Genomic DNA, 20,887 nt, shown 5'->3' with positions numbered 1-20,887 from the left:
ACCCGCCTAATTTTTCATGGCGTCCTTCAACTCATACAGCGCCTGAAGCGCCTCTCTCGGGGTCATCTCATCAGGGTGAATCGTCTCTAACAAGGCCTCAACCGCGCTTTCCTGCGTCTGAACCACCGCCGCAGGCACCGGCGTTGCCGCGAACAATGGCAAATCGTCGATCAGCGCTTTCGCCTTGCCCCCGCCTTCGCGCTCGCCTTTTTCCAAGGCCTCCAACACCACCTTGGCCCGCGCCACAACCGCCGCCGGCAACCCGGCCAGCTTGGCCACCTGCACCCCATAAGACCGGTCCGCCGCGCCCTTCTTCACCTCGTGAAGAAAGATCACCTCGCCGTCCCATTCCTTGACCGCAACAGTGGCATTCTCAACCCGATCCAACTTGCCCGACAGGCTCGTCATCTCGTGATAATGCGTCGCGAATAACGCCCGACAGCCGTTCACATCATGCAGATGCTCCAACGTCGCCCAGGCAATGCTCAACCCGTCATAAGTCGCCGTGCCGCGCCCGATTTCATCCAGAATCACCAGCGCATGATCGTCCGCTTGATTCAAAATCGCCGCCGTTTCGACCATCTCCACCATAAAGGTCGAGCGACCCCGCGCCAGATCGTCACTCGCCCCGACGCGGCTGAACAACTGGCTCACCAGCCCCACCTCGGCGCGGCTCGCCGGCACAAACGACCCCATCTGCGCCAGCACGGCAATCAACGCGTTCTGCCGCAGAAACGTCGACTTACCCGCCATGTTAGGCCCGGTCAAAAGCCAGATATCCTCGGCCTCGCCCAGATCGCAATCATTGGCAATAAACGGCTCGCCCCCTTGTGCGCGCAAGGCCTGCTCCACCACCGGATGCCGCCCGCCTTCGATCACAAGCTTGCGGCTCTCGTCCACTTTGGGCCGGGTCCAATTCTCCCCCTTGGCAAGATCCGCCAAAGCACTGGCAAGATCAATCTCTGCCAGCCCCCGCGCCGCGGCAAAAACTTGCTCCGACACGTCCAATATCGCCTGACTTAGGCTAGAATAGAGCCGCTTTTCAATTTCAACCGCCCGCCCCCCGGCGTTCAAAATCTTGGTCTCCATCTCGGACAGGGGCACCGTGGTAAACCGCACTTGGTTCGCCGTGGTCTGGCGATGCTTGAACGTCTCGTTCAATGGCTCGGACAACATCTTGTCCGCATGGGTCGCCGTCACTTCGACAAAATAGCCCAGCACGTTGTTATGCTTGATCTTGAGGCCCTGAATACCGGTCTGTTTCTGGTAATCGGCCTGCATCCCCGCAATGACGCCACGCCCTTCGTCGCGCAACCTGCGGCACTCGTCCAATTCTTCGTCATATCCCTCGGCGATAAACCCGCCGTCCCGCGCCAAAAGCGGCGGTTCCGCCACCAGCGCCTGATCGAGCAGGTCCAGCAACGCCTCATGCCCGCGCAACGCCGCAACCGCGTCGACCAATATGTCGGGCAAATCGGCCTCACTCAGCCCCCGGCAATCTCATCCGCCTGCGCCAGCCCATTGCGCACCGCCGTCAAATCCCGTGGCCCACCACGCTCAAGCCCCAACCGCGACAACGCCCGGTCCAGGTCCGGCACCCGCCGCAAACTCTCCCGCAGATCGGCAAAAATGCGACCCTGTTCCAGCGCAAATTGCACCGCATCCAGCCGCCCTTGCACCACGTCCAACACGCGTGAGGGCGACGACAACCGCCGCTCCAACAGCCGCGCACCACCTGCCGTCACCGTCCGGTCCATCACCGCCAAAAGCGACCCCTTGCGCCCGCCCGACAAGGACCGCGTCAGCTCAAGGTTCGCGCGCGTCGCCGCATCAATCTGCATGATCCGCGCCTCGGCCTCGCGCACCGGCGCGCGCAACAGCGGCAATTTGCCCTTCTGGGTGATTTCCAGCCACTCGACGATGGCCCCCATCGCCGACAATTCCGCGCGCGAAAACTGGCCGAACCCGTCCAGAGCTTCGACGCCGAACAGCTCCTTTAACCGCTTTTCCGCCGATCCGCTGTCAAACGCCGCCCGGCCCAGCGCCGTGATCGACGCCCCGGATTCAGTCACTGTTTCGGCCAAATCCGCTTCTTGTGCTTCGGAAACCACCACTTCCGACGGCCCCAACCGCGCCAATTCCGGCCCCAAGCGCACAGGCGACAGCGGCAGCACGTGAAACCCGCCGGTCGACACATCCACCCACGCCAGCGCCGCCGCATCGCGCACCTCGCTATAGGCGCATAAATAATTGTGCCGCCGCGCCTCCAACAGCGATTCTTCGGTCAATGTCCCCGGCGTGACCAAGCGCACAACATCCCGCCGCACCACCGATTTCGAGCCGCGCTTCTTGGCCTCGGCCGGGTCTTCCATCTGCTCGCAAACCGCCACGCGAAATCCCTTGCGGATCAGCGTCAGCAAATACCCCTCGGCGGCATGCACCGGCACGCCGCACATCGGGATATCCTCGCCCAGATGCTTGCCCCGCTTGGTTAGCGCAATATCCAACGCTTCAGACGCCGCCACCGCATCATCAAAGAACAATTCGTAAAAATCGCCCATTCGATAGAACAGCAACGCCTGCGGATAGCCCGCTTTGATCTCAAGAAACTGCGCCATCATCGGCGTGACGGCAGATTTGGCAGAAGTCACGAAAGCCCCCCGGTTTTACGTCCCCGGACCTTACAAACCCGCGCGCCCACGCGAAAGGCCAAGTTTACCTGCGACACGCTTTCTGTTGAGAGACAGCCCCGCGCCATGTAAGACGACAAAACCCCAAGCACGGATAATGTCATGGCCAAGATCAAATATACCCGCGAAGACGCATTGCAATTCCACCTCGAGCCGACCCCCGGCAAGTGGGAGGTGCAAGCCACCGTGCCCATGACAACCCAGCGTGACCTCTCGCTCGCCTACTCCCCCGGCGTCGCCGTCCCGTGCGAGGATATCGCCGCAAACCCCGAGCTTGCCTATGATTACACCAACAAGGGCAACCTCGTCGCGGTGATCTCTAACGGCACCGCCGTTCTCGGCCTTGGCAACCTCGGCGCATTGGGCTCCAAGCCGGTGATGGAGGGCAAATCCGTGCTCTTCAAACGCTTTGCCGATGTAAACTCCATCGACATCGAGCTCGACACCGAAGACCCCGAAGCCATCATTCAGGCGATCAAACTGATGGGGCCAACCTTTGGTGGCATCAACCTCGAAGACATCAAAGCGCCCGAATGTTTCATCATCGAACAAACGCTCAAAGAGCAGATGGACATCCCCGTCTTTCATGATGACCAACACGGCACTGCCGTGATTTGCGCAGCCGGTCTGATCAACGCGCTGCACATCTCGGACAAAAAGATCGAAGACGTGAAAATCGTGCTCAACGGCGCCGGTGCTGCGGGAATCGCCTGTATCGAACTGCTCAAACGCATGGGCGCGCGCCACGAAAACTGCATCGTCTGTGACACCCGTGGCGTCATCTATCAGGGCCGCACCGATGGCATGAACCAATGGAAATCCGCCCATGCGGTCAAAACCAAACTGCGCACGCTCGAAGACGCCATGAAAGGCGCCGACGTGTTCCTCGGCGTCTCTGCCAAGGGCGCGGTGACGCCGCAAATGGTCGCCGATATGGCGCCCAATCCGGTGATCTTCGCCATGGCCAACCCCGATCCCGAAATCACCCCGGAGGAGGCCCACGCCGTGCGCGAAGACGCCATCGTTGCCACCGGCCGCTCGGATTATCCCAATCAGGTCAACAACGTGCTCGGCTTTCCCTATCTCTTCCGTGGGGCGCTCGATATCCACGCCCGCGCCATCAACGACGAGATGAAGATCGCCTGCGCCGAAGCCCTCGCCCAATTGGCGCGAGAGGACGTGCCAGACGAAGTCGGCATGGCTTACGGGCAAAAACTCTCCTTCGGGCGTGATTACATCATCCCCACGCCGTTCGATCCGCGCCTGATCCACACCATCCCCCCGCCGTTGCGCGTGCGGGTATGGAAACCGGCGCGGCGCGGCGTCCGATCATCGACATGGACGCCTATGAGATCTCGCTGAAATCGCGGATGGATCCGACCGCCTCGATCCTGCGCTCGCTCAACGCCCGCGCCCGCGCGGCACAGGCCACGATGATCTTCGCCGAAGGCGACGACGTGCGCGTTCTGCGCGCCGCCGTGCAATACCAACGCACCGGCATGGGCAAGGCAGTCGTCGTCGGTCGCGACACGGATGTGCGCGAAAAACTCACCGCCGCAGGCATGGCCGATGCCGTGTCCGAGCTTGAAATCGTCAACGCCGCCAACACGCCGCATCTCGATACCTACAAGGATTATCTCTACAATCGCCTGCAACGGCGCGGCTATGATCGGCACGACATTCACCGCCTCGCCGCCCGCGACCGGCATGTGTTTTCGGCTCTGATGCTGGCCCATGGCCACGGCGACGGGTTAATCACCGGCGCCACCCGCAAATCCGCACAGGCGCTCGAATTGATCAACCACGTCTTTGACGCCGATGCCGCCCATGGCGCTGTCGGGGTCACGCCGCTGCTGCACAAAGGGCGCATCGTGCTCATCGCCGATACGCTGGTGCATGAATGGCCGGACGAGCACGATCTCGCCAACATCGCAGAAGCCTCCGCTGGCGTCGCCCGCCACCTTGGCCTCGAACCCCGCGTTGCCTTCGTCAGCTTCTCAACCTTCGGCTATCCCCGCTCGGAACGCGCCGAGAAAATGCACCTCGCCCCTGAGGTTCTTAAACAGCGCGGCGTCGATTTCGAATTCGAAGGCGAGATGACAGTCGATGTCGCCCTCAACGCCAACGCACAGGCCGCCTATCCGTTCTCGCGCCTCTCTGGCCCGGCCAACATCCTCGTGGTTCCGGCGCGCCATTCCGCCTCTATCTCTGTGAAATTGATGCAGGAAATGGCCGGAGCGACCATCATTGGGCCGATTCTTGCCGGTGTCGACAAATCGATTCAGATTTGTTCCACCAACTCCACTGGGAACGATATCCTCAACATGGCGGTGCTCGCGGCCTGTAAAGTTGGCTAGGCTCCGCCCCTTGGGAGGGCGTTCATGACGATCTATAATCTCGGTTCGATCAACGCCGATCTGTTTTACTCTGTGCCGCACCTGCCGGGGCCGGGTGAAACGCTGGCCGCCACCGCCCATTCCACCGGGCTGGGCGGCAAGGGGGCCAATCAATCGGTCGCGGCGGCTCTGGCCGGGGCGAATGTCATCCACATCGGTGCGATTGGCCGCGATGGCCTCTGGACGGTGCAACAGCTGCGCGGCTTCGGCGTTGATACCGCCCATGTCTCGATGCTCGAAACCCCCACCGCCCATGCGATCATCACTGTCGATCCACAGGGCGAAAACGCCATCGTGATCTTCCCCGGTGCCAACTACGAACAGTCTCTAACACAGGTGGAATCCACTCTTTCCGCAGCCAGCACCGGCGACATGCTGATCCTGCAGAATGAAACCAACCTCACGTTCGAGGCCGCTGAAATCGCCAAATCGCGTGGCCTTGATGTGATCTATTCCGCCGCGCCCTTCGATGCCGACGCCGTGCGCCGGATGCTCCCCGTCACCGACCTTTTGGTGATGAACGAGGTCGAAGCCCAACAGCTGACCAAGGCGATGGCGACAACGCTCGCCGATGTCCCGGTGCCTCACTTGCTCATCACCCGCGGGGCCAAGGGCGCCACATGGATGGATCAACTCAACGGCACCACGATCGACGTCGCGGCCCAACCCGTCACCGCTGTCGACACCACCGGCGCGGGCGATTGTTTTATCGGATATGTCGCCGCAGGGCTGGATCAGGGTCTAAACCCGGAACAAGCGATGAACCGCGCCGCCATCGCCGCCGCGATCCAGGTCACGCGCCCCGGCACCGCCGATGCCATTCCCACGCTGGAAGAGGTCGAAAACCACGCTTAGTGCGGCGCATGGCGCGCGCTACTCACGCATCGCGCTCACCCGTTACCCCGCAAACGGTGCCGCGCTACCCCAAAGCTGCTTCACCCGCTGGTCACGACCACAGCCCTTGCGATAAAACTTATACGCACTGGCCTGCGATTTCGGCCCGCCACGGGTCAAAACAAGGCTCTTGCCCTTGTAATAATCCTGATGGCTCGCATCGGCGAGATAGAACGGAGCGGCGTTCAAAATCGGCGTCACAATCTTCTGACCCAGCGCCGCTTGCGCCTCGGCCTTCACCTTCTGGGCAAGCGCCTTTTCCGCAGCGTTAGAGACGAAAATCGCGGTGGCATAGCTCTGCCCACGGTCACAAAACTGCCCGCCCGCATCCGTCGGATCGACCGAGCGGAAGAACATCCCAAGCAGCGTCTCACGGCTCACCTTACCAGCGTCAAAGGTGATCTTCACCGCCTCGTAATGTCCGGTCCCGCCGCGCACCACCTGCTTATAGGTCGGGTTCTTGACCTTGCCACCGGCAAAGCCGCTCTCGGCCTTGATCACGCCCTTCACCTTCTCGAAATCCGCTTCCACACACCAAAAGCACCCGCCAGCAACCACCAGCGTCTCCCGTGGTCCCGCCTCTGCACGCCCGCATTGCAGCATCACAGCCACGGCAATCAGCAGGCTCAGGAATATCGGTTTCACATTTTGCATATTCACGGTCATGGCACAGTCCTTTCACAACTTGCCAACAGCCTGACGCGCAAAAACTCATCAGCCAATCCCATGAAACTCAATGTCACGCATGAGTGAGCCGCCGTGACCCCTTGGCACCGCCGCAAAACACGTTAGCGTACAATCAAAGGAGAGCCGCCAATGACCGACCACGTCACCACCCACCAAGCCGAAGAAGACGCCCGTAACGAGGAAATCCTGATCTGGCTTAACGGCCGCGTCGTCCCCAAGGCCGAAGCCCTCGTCTCGGTCTATGATAGCGGCTTTATGCTCGGCGATGGCGTCTGGGAGGGGCTGCGCCTTTATGATGGTAAATGGAGCTTTATGGACGAACACCTCGATCGCTTGTTCGAGGCCGCCAAAGCCATCGACCTCGACATCGGCACGACACGGGAACAAGTCGTTTCCGCCTTGTTAGAGACGCAATCAGCCAATCAAATGACCACCGATGCCCATGCCCGCCTGATGGTCACACGCGGCGTCAAAACCCGTCCCTTCCAACACCCCTCGCTCAGCCAGCAAGGCCCGACAGTCACCATCATCATGGAGCATTCGCGCCCCTCTCTCCCGCGCCCGATCCGTCTTGCCACCGTGCCGCATATCCGCGGCCTGCCGATGACCCAAGACCCCAAGCTCAACTCCCATTCCAAGCTCAACTGCATCATCGCCTGCATCGCCGCCGAAAAGGCCGGCGCGGATGAAGCCCTAATGCTCGACGTGAACGGCTTCGTGAATACCACCAATGCCTGTAACTTCTTCATCGTGCGCAAAGGCGCGGTTTGGACCTCGACGGGCGATTACTGCATGAACGGAATCACCCGCCAAAAGGTGATCGACCTCTGCCGCGCCAACGACATCCCCGTTTACGAACGGAATTATTCCCTCGTCGACACCTACGGCGCGGATGAAGCCTTCCTCACCGGCACGTTCGGTGCCCAAACCCCCGTCGCCTCGATCGACGGTCGCCAGATCGGCACCGGCGAGATGGGCCCCCTCACCCAACGCCTCCGCACCCTCTACAAGGAGCTTGTCACGCAAGCCTGATGTGGGGTCACCCCACCATTTTCCATGAAAGGTTCCCGCCATGCGCATCGCCATGTGGTCCGGCCCCCGCAATCTCTCCACCGCCATGATGTATGCCTTCGCCGCGCGCCCCGACTGCGCGGTGGTCGATGAACCCTTCTATGCGGCCTACCTCGCGCAAACCGGGCTCGACCACCCGATGCGCGCCGAAATCCTCGCCTCTCAACCCCAAGATCCCGCCGAAGTCGAATCCGCGATATTAGGCTCTATTCCTGCCCAAAAGCCGCATTTCTACCAAAAACACATGACCCAGCATATGATCCCCGGCATGCCGCGTGACTGGATGGCTCAGGTCAAGAATGTCTTCCTCATCCGCCACCCCGCCCGCGTCGTCGCCAGCTTCAATGCGAAATATGACAAGCCCACGCTCACCGATATCGGCTTCACCCAACAGGCCGAACTTTTCGATCACGTCACCGCTCTGGGCCAGACCCCCATCGTCATCGACAGCGCCGACATCCGCCGCGATCCCGCGACCATGCTTGAACGCCTCTGCACCGCGCTCGGTCTCGACTGGACCCCCGCCATGCTCTCATGGCCTGCGGGCGGCCACGCCGATGATGGCGTCTGGGCCGCGCATTGGTATGGCGCCGTGCACCGCTCCACCGGATTCGCCGCAGGCGCCGAAGGGCCGCTGCCGGACCTCTCCGGCGAAGCAGGCGACCTCGCCGCGCTTGCCCTGCCCTATTACGATCACCTCAAACGGTATAAGCTCGAGATCTAAAGCGTTTCGCCCACCTTGGGTCGATATGAGCAAGCCGAGGCCGCGTCGCATGCATGACGAAGACATCAGACACCCTGAATTCATCCCGCGCGGCGCTGCACCCGGCCTTGTGAAATCCACCCTGCAAACAGCGCTCGACCTTCTAACGCTGGGCGCGCGGGTCAATCTGGTCGGCGAAGTGATCGAAGGCACGGTTTCCAAACTGGAACGCCACAAGCTGCCCCAGACCCGTCAGGCCTATGCCTCCGGCGCGGGAATGCGCGCGACGAGCTTTGAGTATCTCTGGCTGGAAGAGCACGGCGACACGGTCATCGGCCATGTCCTGCCCTATGTGCTGCATGAAACCAAGGTGGGGCACAAAGTGCGTGTCACCGTCCGTCCCGACAGCGGAAAAATCCGAAAGATCAAGAATTACACCAAACCGCGGCCTTGGTACGTGTTTTAGGCGCGGCCAAACCCTCCTCCCCCGATCTTCCGTCCGCTCGCGCCAAACAGGCGACGCCGGTAATAAAAAAACCAACCCGTTTGAAACTTTTCGCGACCGCCCGTCGTGACTCCTGTCAATGGCGGGCGTTCAACGCGCTGCGCCACGGTTCAACACAGGAGACCCATTATGAAAACGCTCAAACTCGCAGCCGCCCTCGCCCTCACCGCCACCACCGCCTTCGCCGCTTCCCACGGCATGGCCCCGATGGTCGAGGCGACCGACCAAACTGTCGACAACGGCGTCGTCAGCGCCTCCAAGGTTGTGGCCGGTGAAAACGGCTGGCTGGTCGTGCACCGCACCAATGCCGAAATGAAGCCCGGCCCCGTCGTCGGCTACGCCCCCCTCCGCGCGGGCGAAAACATGGATGTCGCCGCGATCCTCACTGAAGAGGTAGCAGCCGGCGACATGCTGATGCTGATGATTCACAGCGAACAGGGCGGGATGAAAACCGGCATCTTCGAATACACCCTCGGCGCCAAAGAAGACGGCCCGATCAAACCCGAGGGCAAATTGGTGATGAAAACCATCACTGTGAAGTAAGCACCACCACTCCCCGACTGACCCATCGGCGGCCTGTCCGTCGGTGGGTTTTTTTGGGGGGTTTTTCTTGCTTGTTAACCGGATTTCAACGCTTACGGCGCGCGCCCGGTTAACCTTTGGCAAAATCGCGATTTTCCGAAAAACCGGCAGCCGGGAGTCATACACTCCGCTCCCGGCCCCGATTCGGCGTTAACCTTTGGCCACAAACGGGCGCATTATTTGCCCGAAAGCCGCCGATTCCGCATCGCGATCAACTTCAACCGCAGCGCATTCAACTGGATAAACCCGGCCGCATCCTGCTGGTCATATGCGCCTGCGTCATCCTCGAAGGTCACATGCTCTTCCGAGTAAAGCGAGTGGTCCGACCAACGGCCAACCGTGCGCGCCAAGCCTTTGTAAAGCTTCAACCTTACGGTCCCCGTGACATGTTCCTGGCTCAGATCAATCGCCGCCTGAAGCATCTCGCGCTCCGGGCTGTACCAGAACCCGTTATAGATCGCCTCGGCGTATTGCGGCATCAACTGATCCTTCAGATGCATCGCGCCGCGATCCATCGTGATGCTTTCAATCCCGCGATGCGCTTCCAGCAACACGGTGCCGCCGGGTGTTTCGTAAATCCCGCGCGACTTCATCCCGACAAAGCGCCCCTCAACCAGATCAAGCCGCCCAATCCCGTGCTTGCCGCCCAATTCGTTCAGCTTTGTCAATATGTTAGCAGGGCTCATCGCCTCGCCATTGATGCTCACCGCATCGCCTTTTTCAAAGCCGATTTCGACAAATTCGGGCGTGTTCGGCGCATCCTCGGGGTGGACCGTGCGCTGATAAACATAGTCCGGCGCATCGACTGCCGGATCCTCCAAAACCTTCCCCTCGCTCGAGGTGTGCAGCAGGTTCGCATCAACCGAAAACGGCGCTTCCCCACGCTTGTCCTTGGCGATCGGAATCTGGTTTTTCTCAGCAAAATCAAGCAGCTTGGTGCGGCTGGTCAAATCCCATTCCCGCCACGGCGCGATCACCTTGATATCGGGGTTCAACGCATAGGCCGCCAGCTCGAACCGCACCTGATCATTGCCTTTGCCCGTCGCGCCATGCGCCACCGCATCCGCGCCGGTCTCTTCGGCAATCTCGATCAAACGCTTGGAAATAAGGGGCCGCGCGATCGACGTGCCCAACAGGTAAAGCCCCTCATACTGCGCATTGGCGCGAAACATCGGGAACACAAAGTCACGCACGAACTCTTCGCGCACATCTTCGATAAAGATGTTTTCCGGTTTAATCCCAAGCAGTTCCGCCTTCGCTCGCGCCGGTTCAAGCTCCTCTCCCTGGCCCAGATCGGCGGTGAAGGTCACCACCTCGCAACCATATTCGGTTTGCAGCCATTTCAGGATGATCGAGGTATCAAGGCCCCCGGAATAGGCCAGCACAACTTTCTTCGGCGCAGACATCACGTAACCCTCTTATTTCGTTAGGGCGCGATTATCCGGTTTTCCGGCGCAGGGCAAGCCACCGACCCCAAGCTGAGGCGCTTGACCAAGCCACGCGCGACCCATCGCAAAACGCAGGGTTTAGAAATTGGCAAGCTTTACCTGCGACACTCCCTGAAATCGCGATATTTACTGGCTTTTGCGTCTATCCTTTCCGTGATCCGGCAAAAAACCTGAAAATAACTGCGATATACGCCAACGGCGTTCAGCCTCCGCTTCTCTTTGCGGGGCAATAATTTCGCTTTGCCTACAAACACTCCTCGCGTTGCCGCAAAGCTCATGCAGCCAGCCGAGACTGCAATTCCGACAGAAATCGCTCTTTCGACCGGTCATAGCAAACCACCACCTCTCCAAGGTCCACTGCGCCCGGCTCTCCCCCTGCCGCTCTGGCTTCACCCGAAGCACAAAGCGTTGAAAATTCACGAAACCCCAAGTTCAACGCGCTGCCCTTCAAAAAGTGTAAACACGCCTCGACCCGGTCTTCCTCCACCCCATCGCGCAACTCCTGAATGGTGCCGTCCACCTCTTCCAGAAACAGCTCAACCACCTCGGCAAAATCCTCCTCGCCAATCTCATCGTGAAGCTCACTCACTTTGCTCCAATCTATCATCGCAAGCCGACTCCGCTGTTTGCACGCGGCCTCAACCCTAAGCAGCAGGCCTTTACAAAACTTTGCCGCCGACCAAAAACCTCATGAAAATAAAGAGGATTTTATAGTTCATCCAATGTTAAGCCTGCTCTGCCAATAGGGTGCGAAACAGGCAAAACCCAAGGCGGCTCACCGCAAATATGACGCAGCAGTCCCAACAAAAATCATGTCCCGCCCCCGGGACTCAAAGCGCCCAAGCCCCGCTGCGCACTGTGCTGGTTGTCGATGACAGCCGGCTGCAACGCCGTTTGTTAAAAACCCATCTTTCCCGTTGGGGTTACAATGTTCTCGAAGCGGGCTCCGGCCATGAGGCGCTTAAGATATGCGATCAGACCGAACCCGATTTGGTGGTCAGCGACTGGATGATGCCCGGCATGGACGGCATTGAATTTTGCAAGGAATTCAGGGCGATGGAGCGGTCCAGCTATGGCTATTTCATCCTTGTCACCTCCAAGCGGGAAAAAGGCGAAATCGCAGAAGGTCTCGACAATGGCGCCGATGACTTTCTGACCAAACCCGTCAACCCGATCGAGCTTCGCGCCCGCCTGACCGCAGGCGAACGTATCTTGCGGATGGAGCGAGAACTCACCGACAAGAACGCCCTCGTCAACGCGACACTGGCCGAACTGCAATCCGTCTACGACCTGATCGACAGTGACTTGCAAGAGGCCAAGAAACTTCAACAATCCCTCGTCCCCGAACGTCATCGCGATTTTGATAGCGCCACAGTCTCCTTGCTTTTGCAATCCAGCGGCCACGTTGGTGGCGACCTTGTTGGTTTCTACCCGATCAGCGCGGATCGAATCGGCCTGTATTCTATCGACGTATCCGGCCACGGGATCAGCTCGGCGTTGATGACCGCCCGGTTGGCGGGTTACCTGTCTTCCGCCTCTCCCGAGCAAAACATCGCATTAGAGCCTTGCGAACAAGGCGGGTTTAGTCCCGTCGCGCCAGAACTGGTGATCGAACGGCTCAACCGGATGGTCCTCGAAGAGATGGAGACAGAGCACTACTTCACGCTGCTTCTGGCCGATCTGAACCTCTCAACCGGTCGCGTGCGCATGGCACAGGCGGGCCACCCGCACCCTCTCGTTCAACGTCGCAACGGCGAGATCACCCAACAGGGGCCCGGCGGCCTTCCTGTCGGCTTGATACAGGACGCAAAATATGACGCTTTCGAAACGACCCTCACACCGGGTGACCGGCTTTTGCTGTTCTCGGACGGGATCGTTGAATGCCCTTCTCCCACTGGCGATCTACTTGATGAAGAAGGGTTGGAAGCCATCATGCGCGAGCTTGCCGAAACCTCCGGCCCTGCCTTGCTCGATGCGCTGATCTGGAAGCTGGCCAATTTCGCAGATGACCATGACTTTCCCGACGACGTGTCTGCGATCCTTGTCGAGTATCAGGGCCCAACCACATAGCGTTCGACAAACTCGCGGTCACCCGGGTTGGCCAGCATTTTGATCGCACCCTCTGGCGATGCCCATACCGCCTCATGGCCGTCTTCGGTGGGGGGCCCGTGCCGCCGAACCGGACGCGCAACGTATATTTCACAGAGCTTTTCCGCCCAGAGATCATAGTCGGGCATATAGGTGAACCGCCGAAACGCACCCAGCCGCCGCGGCCGTCCGATACGCCAACCAGTTTCTTCAAACACCTCACGATGCAGGGCCTGCACCGGCGACTCCCCCGGATCGACCCCACCGCCCGGCAATTGAAACTCGCGAAACGGCATGTCCTGAAACGTAAGCAACAGCGCGTCATCAAGCGGTAAGATCGCATAAACCCCGCGCCGCAAAACATGCTTCTTGCCACGCACGGGTGGCCTGCCAACCCTTTTTATCATGCCTGCTCCTTGGCCTGCCTCTTGTTCGCCCTATATCTACGCGGTATGCCAAGACCCGGCCGCTAAGGAAACCCCATGACACTCGGACAGCAAATCGCTTGGGACGATACAGTTCTCCCGTTCCAACTCGACAATTCAGACATTCGCGGGCGCGTTGCCCGCCTCGACGGCGCGCTCGGCGGTGCCCTTGCACAGCACAACTATCCGACTCAGGTTGAAGCACTGGTTGCCGAGATGGTCCTGTTGACCGCTCTGATCGGTCAAACCGTCAAACTGCGCTGGAAGCTTTCCTTGCAGGTCCAATCCAAAGGGCCTGTGCGGATGATCGCCACCGATTATTTCGCCCCCGACGAAGAAGGCCGCGCCGCCAAGATCCGCGCCTATGCCAGCTTTGACGAAGACCGGATTACCGATGGCACGCCCTTTGATCAGGTCGGCGAAGGCTACTTCGCGATCCTGATGGACCAGGGCAAGGACATGACCCCTTATCAGGGGATCACCCCGATTGCGGGCGGCTCTCTCGCGGCCTGTGCCGAGGCATATTTTGCCCAGTCCGAGCAGTTGCCGACGCGTTTCTCGCTCGGCTTTGGCAAGTCGACCCAGCCGGGCAGTCCCGAGCGCTGGCGCGCTGGCGGTGTCATGCTGCAACACATGCCCAAGGCCTCCCTCTCGGCAAAATCCGGCGAGGGCCAAGGGGAAGGCGGCCTGTTGCATGCCGATGATCTGCTCGACGGCGAAGAAGGCGAAAACTGGACACGCGCGAACGTGCTGCTCGACACGGTCGAAGACCTTGAATTGATCGGCCCCACCGTTCCGCCGACCGACCTGCTTGTGAAGCTTTTTCACGAAGAAGCCCCGCGCGTTTTTGACAGCCAGACGGTGCGCTTTGGCTGCACCTGCTCCGAAGACCGCGTGCGCCAAAGCCTGTCGATCTACTCGGATCGTGACATCGAAAAAATGACCACGGAAGAGGGTCGCGTCACCGCCGACTGCCAATTCTGCGGTCAGCATTATGACCTTGATCCCAAGTCTGTTGGGTTCGAGGCGGAAGAGCGCCGGGATGAAAAAGACTGATCCGCTAGACAGGATTCTCGAAGGGCTCAGACGTGGCGGCGACGCCTCGTCTGACTTCGACCTGAACCCCGAAACCACTTTGCCTACTGGTCGCACGCTGCGCCCGGCGGGGGTTCTTGTGCCGCTCATCGTGCGCGAGGGGCGGGCCGAGGTGATCCTGACCAAACGCGCGTCAGGTCTCAAACACCACCCCGGACAGATCGCTTTTCCGGGCGGCAAACAAGAGGACAGTGACGCCAATGTCGCCGCCGCCGCCCTGCGCGAAGCGCATGAGGAAATCGGGCTTGAGCCGTCAAATGTTGAACTGCTTGGCGAAATGCTCCCGCATGAAACGGTGACGTCCTTTACCATGACGCCCGTGCTTGGCCGTGTTCTCAACCCTTTTGAGGTCCGGCCCGAACCCAGCGAAGTTGAAGAGGTGTTTCAAGTTCCGCTCGATCACCTATTGGACCCGGCACGCTATTCGGTGCAATCGCGCCGCTGGCTGGGGCAACGACGCTATTACTATACCGTTCCCTTCGGACCCTATTATATCTGGGGCGCTACCGCGCGCATCCTGCGCCGGTTGGCCGATCAGATGAGGGTTGAATGAAGCTCACCGGCACATGGATCGACGCCCCTGCGACCCAAGCGGTCTGTCACGCGCTGACCTCTGCCGGTTTTCAGGCGCTCTTCGTTGGCGGCTGCGTGCGTAACGCCTTGATGGGGGTTCCAGTCTCGGACATCGACATCGCAACGGATGCACGCCCTGACACCGTGGCAGAGCTGCAATCCGCCGCTGGCTTTAAGGTCATCCCGACCGGCATTGATCACGGCACCCTGACCGTCATTGCAAGCGGCGTCGCGCATGAGATCACGACCTTCCGGCACGACGTCGAAACCGATGGCCGCCGCGCGGTTGTCGCCTTCTCCGACAATGTCCGCGATGACGCGCTGCGCCGCGATTTCACTATGAACGCGCTCTATGCCGATGCCTCTGGCAAGCTACTCGATCCACTTGACGGTATCGCCGATCTTCGGGCACGCCGCGTGCGCTTCATCGACAATCCTGCTGACCGCATCCGCGAAGATTACCTGCGTATTCTGCGTTTCTTTCGGTTTCACGCTTGGTATGGCGACCCCTCCAACGGATTGAGCAGCGACGGCCTTGCCGCGATCGCAGACAATCTTGACGGGCTAGAGCAGCTTTCGCGCGAGAGGGTCGGATCGGAGATGACCAAGCTGTTGGCCGCACCCGACCCGGCACCTGCCGTCGCCGCGATGCGATCAACCGGCGTATTGGCCCGCATCCTCCCCGGTGCCGATGACCGCGCGCTGGCCCCGCTCGTCCATCTTGAAACCGGCACAAAGACCAAACCCGATTCCCTGCGCCGGTTGGCGGTGCTGGGCGGATCGGACACACCCGAACGCTTGCGCATGTCCAAGAAAGACGCCGGAAAACTGGCCGTTCTGCGTTCAGGCATCGAAAACTCGGACTCGCCCACGCGGTTGGGCTACTTAAACGGGGCAACCGTGGCAGAAGATATCTTGCTGCTGCGCGCTGCGATCTTTGAATCTCCACTCGATCACGCGGCCATTGCCACCGCACATAACGCCGCCAAGGCGCAATTCCCGATCAATGCTGCCGACCTTATGCCAGAGCGGTCAGGCCCAGCCCTTGGCAAGCGCCTGAAACAGCTTGAAGCCGCTTGGATCGACTCAAACTTCTCTCTGACCAAGCCAGAGCTTCTGGCCCTGCCCGAAGAGCCCGACCAATGAGCGACACTTACACCATCGAACGACTCGGCCATCTCGGTGATGGTATTGCCGCGGGCCCAGTGTTCGCGCCCCTCACCCTTCCCGGCGAAACCATCACCGGTGAGGTCTCGGGCGACACGCTCAGCAATGTCAAAATCCTGACCCCTTCGGATGACCGGGTCTCTCCCCCTGTCGGCATTTCAAATCCTGCGGAGGGTGTCAGCTACAGCACGCCTCTGATGGCTTCGTGGAGGAGTGGAAAGGCGCTTTGGTGCAACATGCCTTACGCGTGCAAGGGCTAGACACAGACTTGCGGCCCATCATTACCTCGCCAACCCACTCGCGCCGTCGCGCGACCCTATCGGCGCGGCGCACCAAAAAGGGCGCGATGGCCGGCTTTCACGCGCGCGGCTCGGACGTGATCGTCGAAGTCCCCGGCTGCACCCTGCTTCATCCCGACGTGATGAAAGCGCTGCCCGTCGCCGAAGCTCTCGCCCGGATAGGCGCAAGCCGACGCGGCGAGCTGAGCATGACCGCAAGCCAATCAATCAACGGCTTGGATATCGCCGTCGAAGGTGGTCTTGAACCAGACGGACCCTTGTTGAGCCACCTCGCACAGGAAGCTGCGCGATTCGATTTGGCGCGGCTCTCTTGGAACGGCGAAGTGATCGCGATTCAGCGCCCACCTGCGCAACGCTTTGGTTCTGCCGAGGTCACGCCCCCTCCGGGTGCCTTCTTGCAGGCCACAAGAAATGGCGAGGAGGCCCTGCTCTCGGCGGTAAAAGACATCACTCGTGGCGCGAACAAAATCGTTGATCTCTTTGCGGGCTGCGGCACCTTTGCACTGCCCTTGGCGCAATCCGCCGAGGTCCACGCCGCCGAAGGCAGCACCGAGATGACCCGCGCTCTTGATGAAGGATGGCGCAAAGCAAGCGGGTTAAAGACTGTCAGCACCGAAGCGCGCGATCTTTTCCGCCGACCGCTGCTCCCTGACGAGCTTGCCCGATTCGACGCCTGTGTAATCGACCCGCCCCGCGCCGGGGCCGAAGCGCAAATCGCCGAGCTGGCACAAAGCGGGATCGCAAAAATTGCGCATGTGTCCTGTAACCCCGTGACGTTTGCGCGGGATGCCAAAACACTCACGTCATCAGGCTATACGCTCGACTGGGTGCAGGTGGTTGATCAATTCCGCTGGTCAACACATGTCGAACTGGTTGGCAGTTTCACCCTCAATTCGGCGTGACCCGTGAAAAAATGCTACTGATACCGATGAAAACACAGTAAACCGACGCACAATCAATATGCGGACGGTTCCATGCGATTTCTCAAGTTTCTGATAGCGGTTTTTCTTGTGCTTAGCGTTGCAGCTTGCAGCAGCAAATTTCGCACCTACTCTGGCCCCGAGGTGACGCGCGTTCTGGTTTATAAAAACCAACGCGTCATGCACCTAATGCATCATGACAGGGTGCTCAAAAGCTACTCGGTCGGCTTGGGTTTTGCTCCGGCTGGGCATAAGGCATTCGAAGGCGACGGGCGCACGCCCGAAGGCAACTATACCATCGACAGACGCAACCCCAACAGCGAGTTCCACCTCTCGATCGGCATCAATTACCCCAACCAACAGGACCGCGAGAAAGCACGCTTGGCCGGGAAAAAGCCGGGTGGGGACATCTTTATCCACGGTCGACCGTATAAGAATCGCAAAGGCGGACGAGACTGGACAGCCGGATGCATCGCCGTCACGAATCGCGAAATCGAACAAATCTATGCGATGGTACGCAACGGCACCCCGATCACAATCACGCCCTAGTCGCGGTTAGGGCCCTACAACCAGGGTCCACCAGATTTTGCCGCCGCGCTCCTGAAACCAAGCAAAACCGATGTTGGTTGCCCGTTTGTCAAGAATGACGGCGCGCGTGTCGGTTTGCTTCATCCAAGCGCCAAGCGTTTCCAGCTCGGTCTCATAGGTTTCCGAGATCGCCTCGCCCAGCATCACACCGGGATAGCCAACACGGCGAACACGGTCGATCGGGGATGAGCCGTCAGAGCCAAAATGCCATGGGCGGTTCTGCACCGACATATCGCGTGCATGCGTCGCCGCAGCCGCATTAAGTTGCGCATTCAACTGCACCACAGGCGCCCCCGCAGCCTGACGAAGCGCATTGATGGAATCAACAACACGATACTGAATCTTCGATGTCGCCCCGACAGGAATCCGGTATAGTCGCGGTAATGGTTTGCCGTCAGCGCCGATTTGCGGCGTAGTTGTGTTGGTGCAGGCCTGCAAAAACAGAACCGCAATTGCCAAAGCGCCAAAAATTCGAGCCATCTGTACCATCCAATTTCAGTTTCCCATGCCATAGCCTGTCAATCGTTGCCATTCAAACCCACATAAGCGTGAGACGGCCAATTGACGGATGTTTGAATTGCGACTGCGGCATTCGAGCCATATTATGACTAAATATTGTAAGCCAGATCCGGCAAAGAGGTATCCAATGAACGATTTTGGGAAATTCAATCGCCGCGGCTTCCTTGCAAGCAGCGCAGCGATGCTTGCAACTCCGGCAATCGCGCAGAGCGTCAACGGAAGCGGCACCACCGAGGTAGAGCGTGACTTGAACGAAGTGGTGCGCCGGAACATTTCAAGCTTCCGCTCTTTGAGCTGGCAGCCCTATTTCGACAGCCTGAGGAATGGTGCCGTTCTAGTCGACCTTACATCGCGGGCATTGCATTACTGGTCCGAGGATCAGTCGATCTACAAACTCTACCCGACCAGCGTTCCGCTGACCGAGGACCTGACGCGCCGTGGCCGCACCAAAGTCGTGCGCAAAGTGGTTGGCCCAAGCTGGCGCCCGACGCCTGCCATGCGCAAGAGAAACCCCGAATGGCCCCCCTTTGTCGGGCCCGGCCCGGATAACCCGCTGGGAACACACGCGCTGTATCTCAGCTGGACCTATTACCGCATCCACGGCACCCACGACACGCGCAAAATCGGGCGGCGTTCCTCCAATGGATGCATCGGTCTCTACAACGAGCACATCTCTGAGCTTTTCTCGTTCTGCAAGGTTGGTACGCAAGTGTTGCTAATTTGACGACATTTTGGTGATCTCTGCCCCAAAGTCGGAAAGTTGCGTTTGCATTCCTATTAGTTTGCTGGTTAGAGAGGGTTACGAGGTAAGTCTTGGGTGCTTGTCATCGCCCTTTTTGGGTAATCTGATGGCAGGCGAATATCTGGAGGATACTATGAAGAAACTCGTTCTCGCTGCTGCTCTGACCGCTGCTGCTTCGACCGCACACGCCGGCTCCATGGCCGACCCTGTAATCGAAGCACCGGTTGTAGTGGAAGAAGCTGCTAGCTCGTCTGCTGGCATCATCATTCCGCTGCTGGTTCTGGCCGCAATCGTTGCGGTAGCAATGGACTGATTTCAGTCTGGCTACAGCCAATTATGGAAAAGGCGGTGGTTCTCCACCGCCTTTTTCTTTTGGCACAACGCTTTTCCGGGATGATTTCGGGATCGCCTGCTAGTCGACCCAACCCCTTAGATTCTCAGCGATAACTTCGCTTAGAACATCAATATGCGCAGCTTCGCTGTTCAGGCAGGGAATATAGAGAAAATTCTCTCCTCCAGCCTCTTCAAAGCTCTCGCAAATCTCTTCGTTGATTTCTTCCAGTGTCTCGATGCAATCCGCTGAAAACGCAGGCGCGATGACGGCGATATTCGTTTTGCCCTCGTCCTTGGCCAAGCGGGCGACCTCTTTGACCGTATAGGGCTTTAGCCACTCTTCCGGCCCAAACACCGATTGAAACGTCGTGGTGATCTGGGTGTCTTCCCACCCCAACCGCTCTTTCAACAGCCGCGTCGTTTTCTGGCATTGGCAGTGATACGGATCGCCCTGCATCAAGTATCGCTTGGGCATGCCATGATATGACACCACCAAAAGCTCGGGCTTGGTCTTGGCTTCGGCATAGACGCGTTCAACCGACTGGGCGAGCGCATCAATGTATTGCGGATTGTCAAAATAAGCGGGCACCGTGCGCGCGGCGGGTTGCCAGGTTTCTTTCATCAGAGCGCGGAAGAATTGGTCATTTGCGGTTGCCGTCGTTGCCCCGGCATATTGCGGGTATAGAGGGAAGAACAGGATTTTGGTGCATCCGGCCGCCACCATCTCGCGCACCTTGGATTCGGTCGACGGATTGCCGTAGCGCATGCAAAAATCGACCATGACGGTATCTCCGTATCGCTCTTGCATCTGCACGGCGATTGCGGCGGTCTGCTCTCTGGTGATGGTCATCAACGGGCTTTCACCCTTGTCCTCATTCCAGATCGACTTGTACGCAGCGCCGGAAGAAAAGGGCCGCTTTGTCAGGATGATAAGCTGCAACAGCGGTTGCCACTTCCAGCGCGGGTAGTCGATTACCCTCTGGTCGGACAAAAATTCGTTCAGATAGCGCCGCATCGACCAATAGTCATACCCATCAGGCGTGCCCAGATTGGCAATCAGCACACCCGTTTTTTGGGGTTGGACCGCGGGATGGCCTTCGGGACGAGCAGTGGTCGCCAGTTGGCTTGAGTTTGCGTGTTCAGTCATTCACTTTCCCTATTC

Annotated in this window: 18 protein-coding genes and 3 pseudogenes; 14 read left to right on the top strand and 7 right to left on the bottom strand. The window is 59.4% G+C overall.

Annotated features, from left to right (window positions below):
- Positions 1–6 precede the first annotated feature (6 nt).
- Positions 7–2,621: pseudogene (gene mutS, locus N4R57_21420) on the bottom strand (DNA mismatch repair protein MutS).
- Between the two features lie 171 nt (positions 2,622–2,792).
- On the opposite strand from mutS, the pseudogene N4R57_21415 reads away from it, so the two are divergent.
- Together N4R57_21415 and N4R57_21410 are read left to right on the top strand one after the other, a co-directional pair.
- Positions 2,793–5,047, top strand: a pseudogene (locus N4R57_21415) (NADP-dependent malic enzyme).
- A gap of 24 nt (positions 5,048–5,071) precedes the next feature.
- Positions 5,072–5,941 carry a ribokinase gene (locus tag N4R57_21410; GenBank protein ID UYV37461.1) on the top strand — a complete coding sequence of 290 codons (870 nt, stop codon included), beginning with the start codon at positions 5,072–5,074 and terminating at the stop codon, positions 5,939–5,941.
- 42 nt (positions 5,942–5,983) lie between these two features.
- On the opposite strand, the gene msrA is transcribed toward N4R57_21410, so the two are convergent.
- Positions 5,984–6,646 (bottom strand): peptide-methionine (S)-S-oxide reductase MsrA, encoded by a 663-nt coding sequence (gene msrA, locus N4R57_21405; GenBank protein ID UYV37460.1) that lies wholly within the window; start codon positions 6,644–6,646, stop codon positions 5,984–5,986.
- A 150-nt stretch (positions 6,647–6,796) separates the two neighbouring features.
- Here msrA and N4R57_21400 point away from each other — a divergent pair, with 150 nt between their 5' ends.
- The 4 genes from N4R57_21400 (at position 6,797) to N4R57_21385 (ending at position 9,489) form a co-directional block, all read left to right on the top strand.
- The gene (locus N4R57_21400) at positions 6,797–7,699 is read left to right on the top strand and encodes a D-amino acid aminotransferase (GenBank protein UYV37459.1); all 903 of its coding nucleotides are present in this window, start codon (positions 6,797–6,799) and stop codon (positions 7,697–7,699) included.
- A 40-nt stretch (positions 7,700–7,739) separates the two neighbouring features.
- Positions 7,740–8,462, top strand: a complete 723-nt coding sequence (locus N4R57_21395) for a sulfotransferase (GenBank protein ID UYV37458.1) — start codon at positions 7,740–7,742, stop codon at positions 8,460–8,462.
- A 49-nt stretch (positions 8,463–8,511) separates the two neighbouring features.
- Positions 8,512–8,907, top strand: coding sequence for a hypothetical protein (locus tag N4R57_21390; GenBank protein ID UYV37457.1), 396 nt, complete (start codon positions 8,512–8,514; stop codon positions 8,905–8,907).
- A 168-nt stretch (positions 8,908–9,075) separates the two neighbouring features.
- A complete protein-coding gene (locus N4R57_21385; GenBank protein ID UYV37456.1) occupies positions 9,076–9,489 on the top strand; it encodes a hypothetical protein in 414 nt (137 codons plus the stop codon).
- Between the two features lie 215 nt (positions 9,490–9,704).
- Here the strand turns inward: N4R57_21385 and N4R57_21380 are convergent, their stop codons facing one another.
- A complete protein-coding gene (locus N4R57_21380) occupies positions 9,705–10,934 on the bottom strand; it encodes an argininosuccinate synthase (GenBank protein ID UYV37455.1) in 1,230 nt (409 codons plus the stop codon).
- Positions 10,935–11,250: 316 nt separating this feature from the next.
- The gene (locus N4R57_21375) at positions 11,251–11,583 is read right to left on the bottom strand and encodes an Hpt domain-containing protein (protein UYV37454.1); all 333 of its coding nucleotides are present in this window, start codon (positions 11,581–11,583) and stop codon (positions 11,251–11,253) included.
- 179 nt (positions 11,584–11,762) lie between these two features.
- Here N4R57_21375 and N4R57_21370 point away from each other — a divergent pair, with 179 nt between their 5' ends.
- Positions 11,763–13,046 (top strand): SpoIIE family protein phosphatase, encoded by a 1,284-nt coding sequence (locus N4R57_21370; GenBank protein UYV37453.1) that lies wholly within the window; start codon positions 11,763–11,765, stop codon positions 13,044–13,046.
- On the opposite strand, the gene N4R57_21365 is transcribed toward N4R57_21370, so the two are convergent.
- Positions 13,028–13,471 (bottom strand): NUDIX hydrolase, encoded by a 444-nt coding sequence (locus tag N4R57_21365; GenBank protein UYV37452.1) that lies wholly within the window; start codon positions 13,469–13,471, stop codon positions 13,028–13,030. The two genes, N4R57_21370 and N4R57_21365, sit on opposite strands and share 19 nt — an antisense overlap.
- A 75-nt stretch (positions 13,472–13,546) precedes the next feature.
- Between N4R57_21365 and N4R57_21360 the strand changes: the two genes are divergently transcribed.
- The 5 genes and pseudogenes from N4R57_21360 to N4R57_21340 all read left to right on the top strand — a co-directional run bounded on the left by N4R57_21360 (position 13,547) and on the right by N4R57_21340 (position 18,092).
- Entirely contained in the window at positions 13,547–14,545 is a 999-nt protein-coding gene (locus N4R57_21360; protein ID UYV37451.1) for an Hsp33 family molecular chaperone HslO, read from the top strand.
- Positions 14,532–15,137 (top strand): CoA pyrophosphatase, encoded by a 606-nt coding sequence (locus N4R57_21355; protein UYV37450.1) that lies wholly within the window; start codon positions 14,532–14,534, stop codon positions 15,135–15,137. Before N4R57_21360 ends, N4R57_21355 begins: the two co-directional genes overlap by 14 nt.
- On the top strand, positions 15,134–16,303 hold the full coding sequence (locus N4R57_21350) for a CCA tRNA nucleotidyltransferase (GenBank protein ID UYV37449.1): 1,170 nt from the start codon (positions 15,134–15,136) through the stop codon (positions 16,301–16,303). Before N4R57_21355 ends, N4R57_21350 begins: the two co-directional genes overlap by 4 nt.
- Positions 16,300–17,525 (top strand): annotated as a pseudogene (locus tag N4R57_21345) (class I SAM-dependent RNA methyltransferase). The gene N4R57_21350 and the pseudogene N4R57_21345 overlap by 4 nt, the downstream one beginning before the upstream one ends.
- A gap of 72 nt (positions 17,526–17,597) precedes the next feature.
- Positions 17,598–18,092: a L,D-transpeptidase family protein gene (locus tag N4R57_21340; protein UYV37448.1), complete on the top strand. Its 495-nt coding sequence runs from the start codon at positions 17,598–17,600 to the stop codon at positions 18,090–18,092.
- 6 nt (positions 18,093–18,098) lie between these two features.
- On the opposite strand, the gene N4R57_21335 is transcribed toward N4R57_21340, so the two are convergent.
- The gene (locus tag N4R57_21335) at positions 18,099–18,611 is read right to left on the bottom strand and encodes a CAP domain-containing protein (protein UYV37447.1); all 513 of its coding nucleotides are present in this window, start codon (positions 18,609–18,611) and stop codon (positions 18,099–18,101) included.
- A gap of 166 nt (positions 18,612–18,777) precedes the next feature.
- Here N4R57_21335 and N4R57_21330 point away from each other — a divergent pair, with 166 nt between their 5' ends.
- Positions 18,778–19,374, top strand: a complete 597-nt coding sequence (locus tag N4R57_21330; protein ID UYV37446.1) for a L,D-transpeptidase — start codon at positions 18,778–18,780, stop codon at positions 19,372–19,374.
- Between the two features lie 151 nt (positions 19,375–19,525).
- Positions 19,526–19,705 carry a hypothetical protein gene (locus N4R57_21325; protein ID UYV37445.1) on the top strand — a complete coding sequence of 60 codons (180 nt, stop codon included), beginning with the start codon at positions 19,526–19,528 and terminating at the stop codon, positions 19,703–19,705.
- A 99-nt stretch (positions 19,706–19,804) separates the two neighbouring features.
- Here N4R57_21325 and hemH read toward each other — a convergent pair whose 3' ends face one another.
- Complete coding sequence (gene hemH, locus N4R57_21320; GenBank protein ID UYV37444.1) at positions 19,805–20,872, bottom strand: ferrochelatase; 1,068 nt, start codon at positions 20,870–20,872, stop codon at positions 19,805–19,807.
- Between the last annotated feature and the right edge of the window lie 15 nt (positions 20,873–20,887).

The organism is Rhodobacteraceae bacterium D3-12 (genome assembly GCA_025916135.1).
Taxonomy (GTDB): domain Bacteria; phylum Pseudomonadota; class Alphaproteobacteria; order Rhodobacterales; family Rhodobacteraceae; genus JAKGBX01.
Note: the sequence above shows the minus strand (reverse complement) of the source record. Positions and strands in the feature narration are given on the sequence as shown.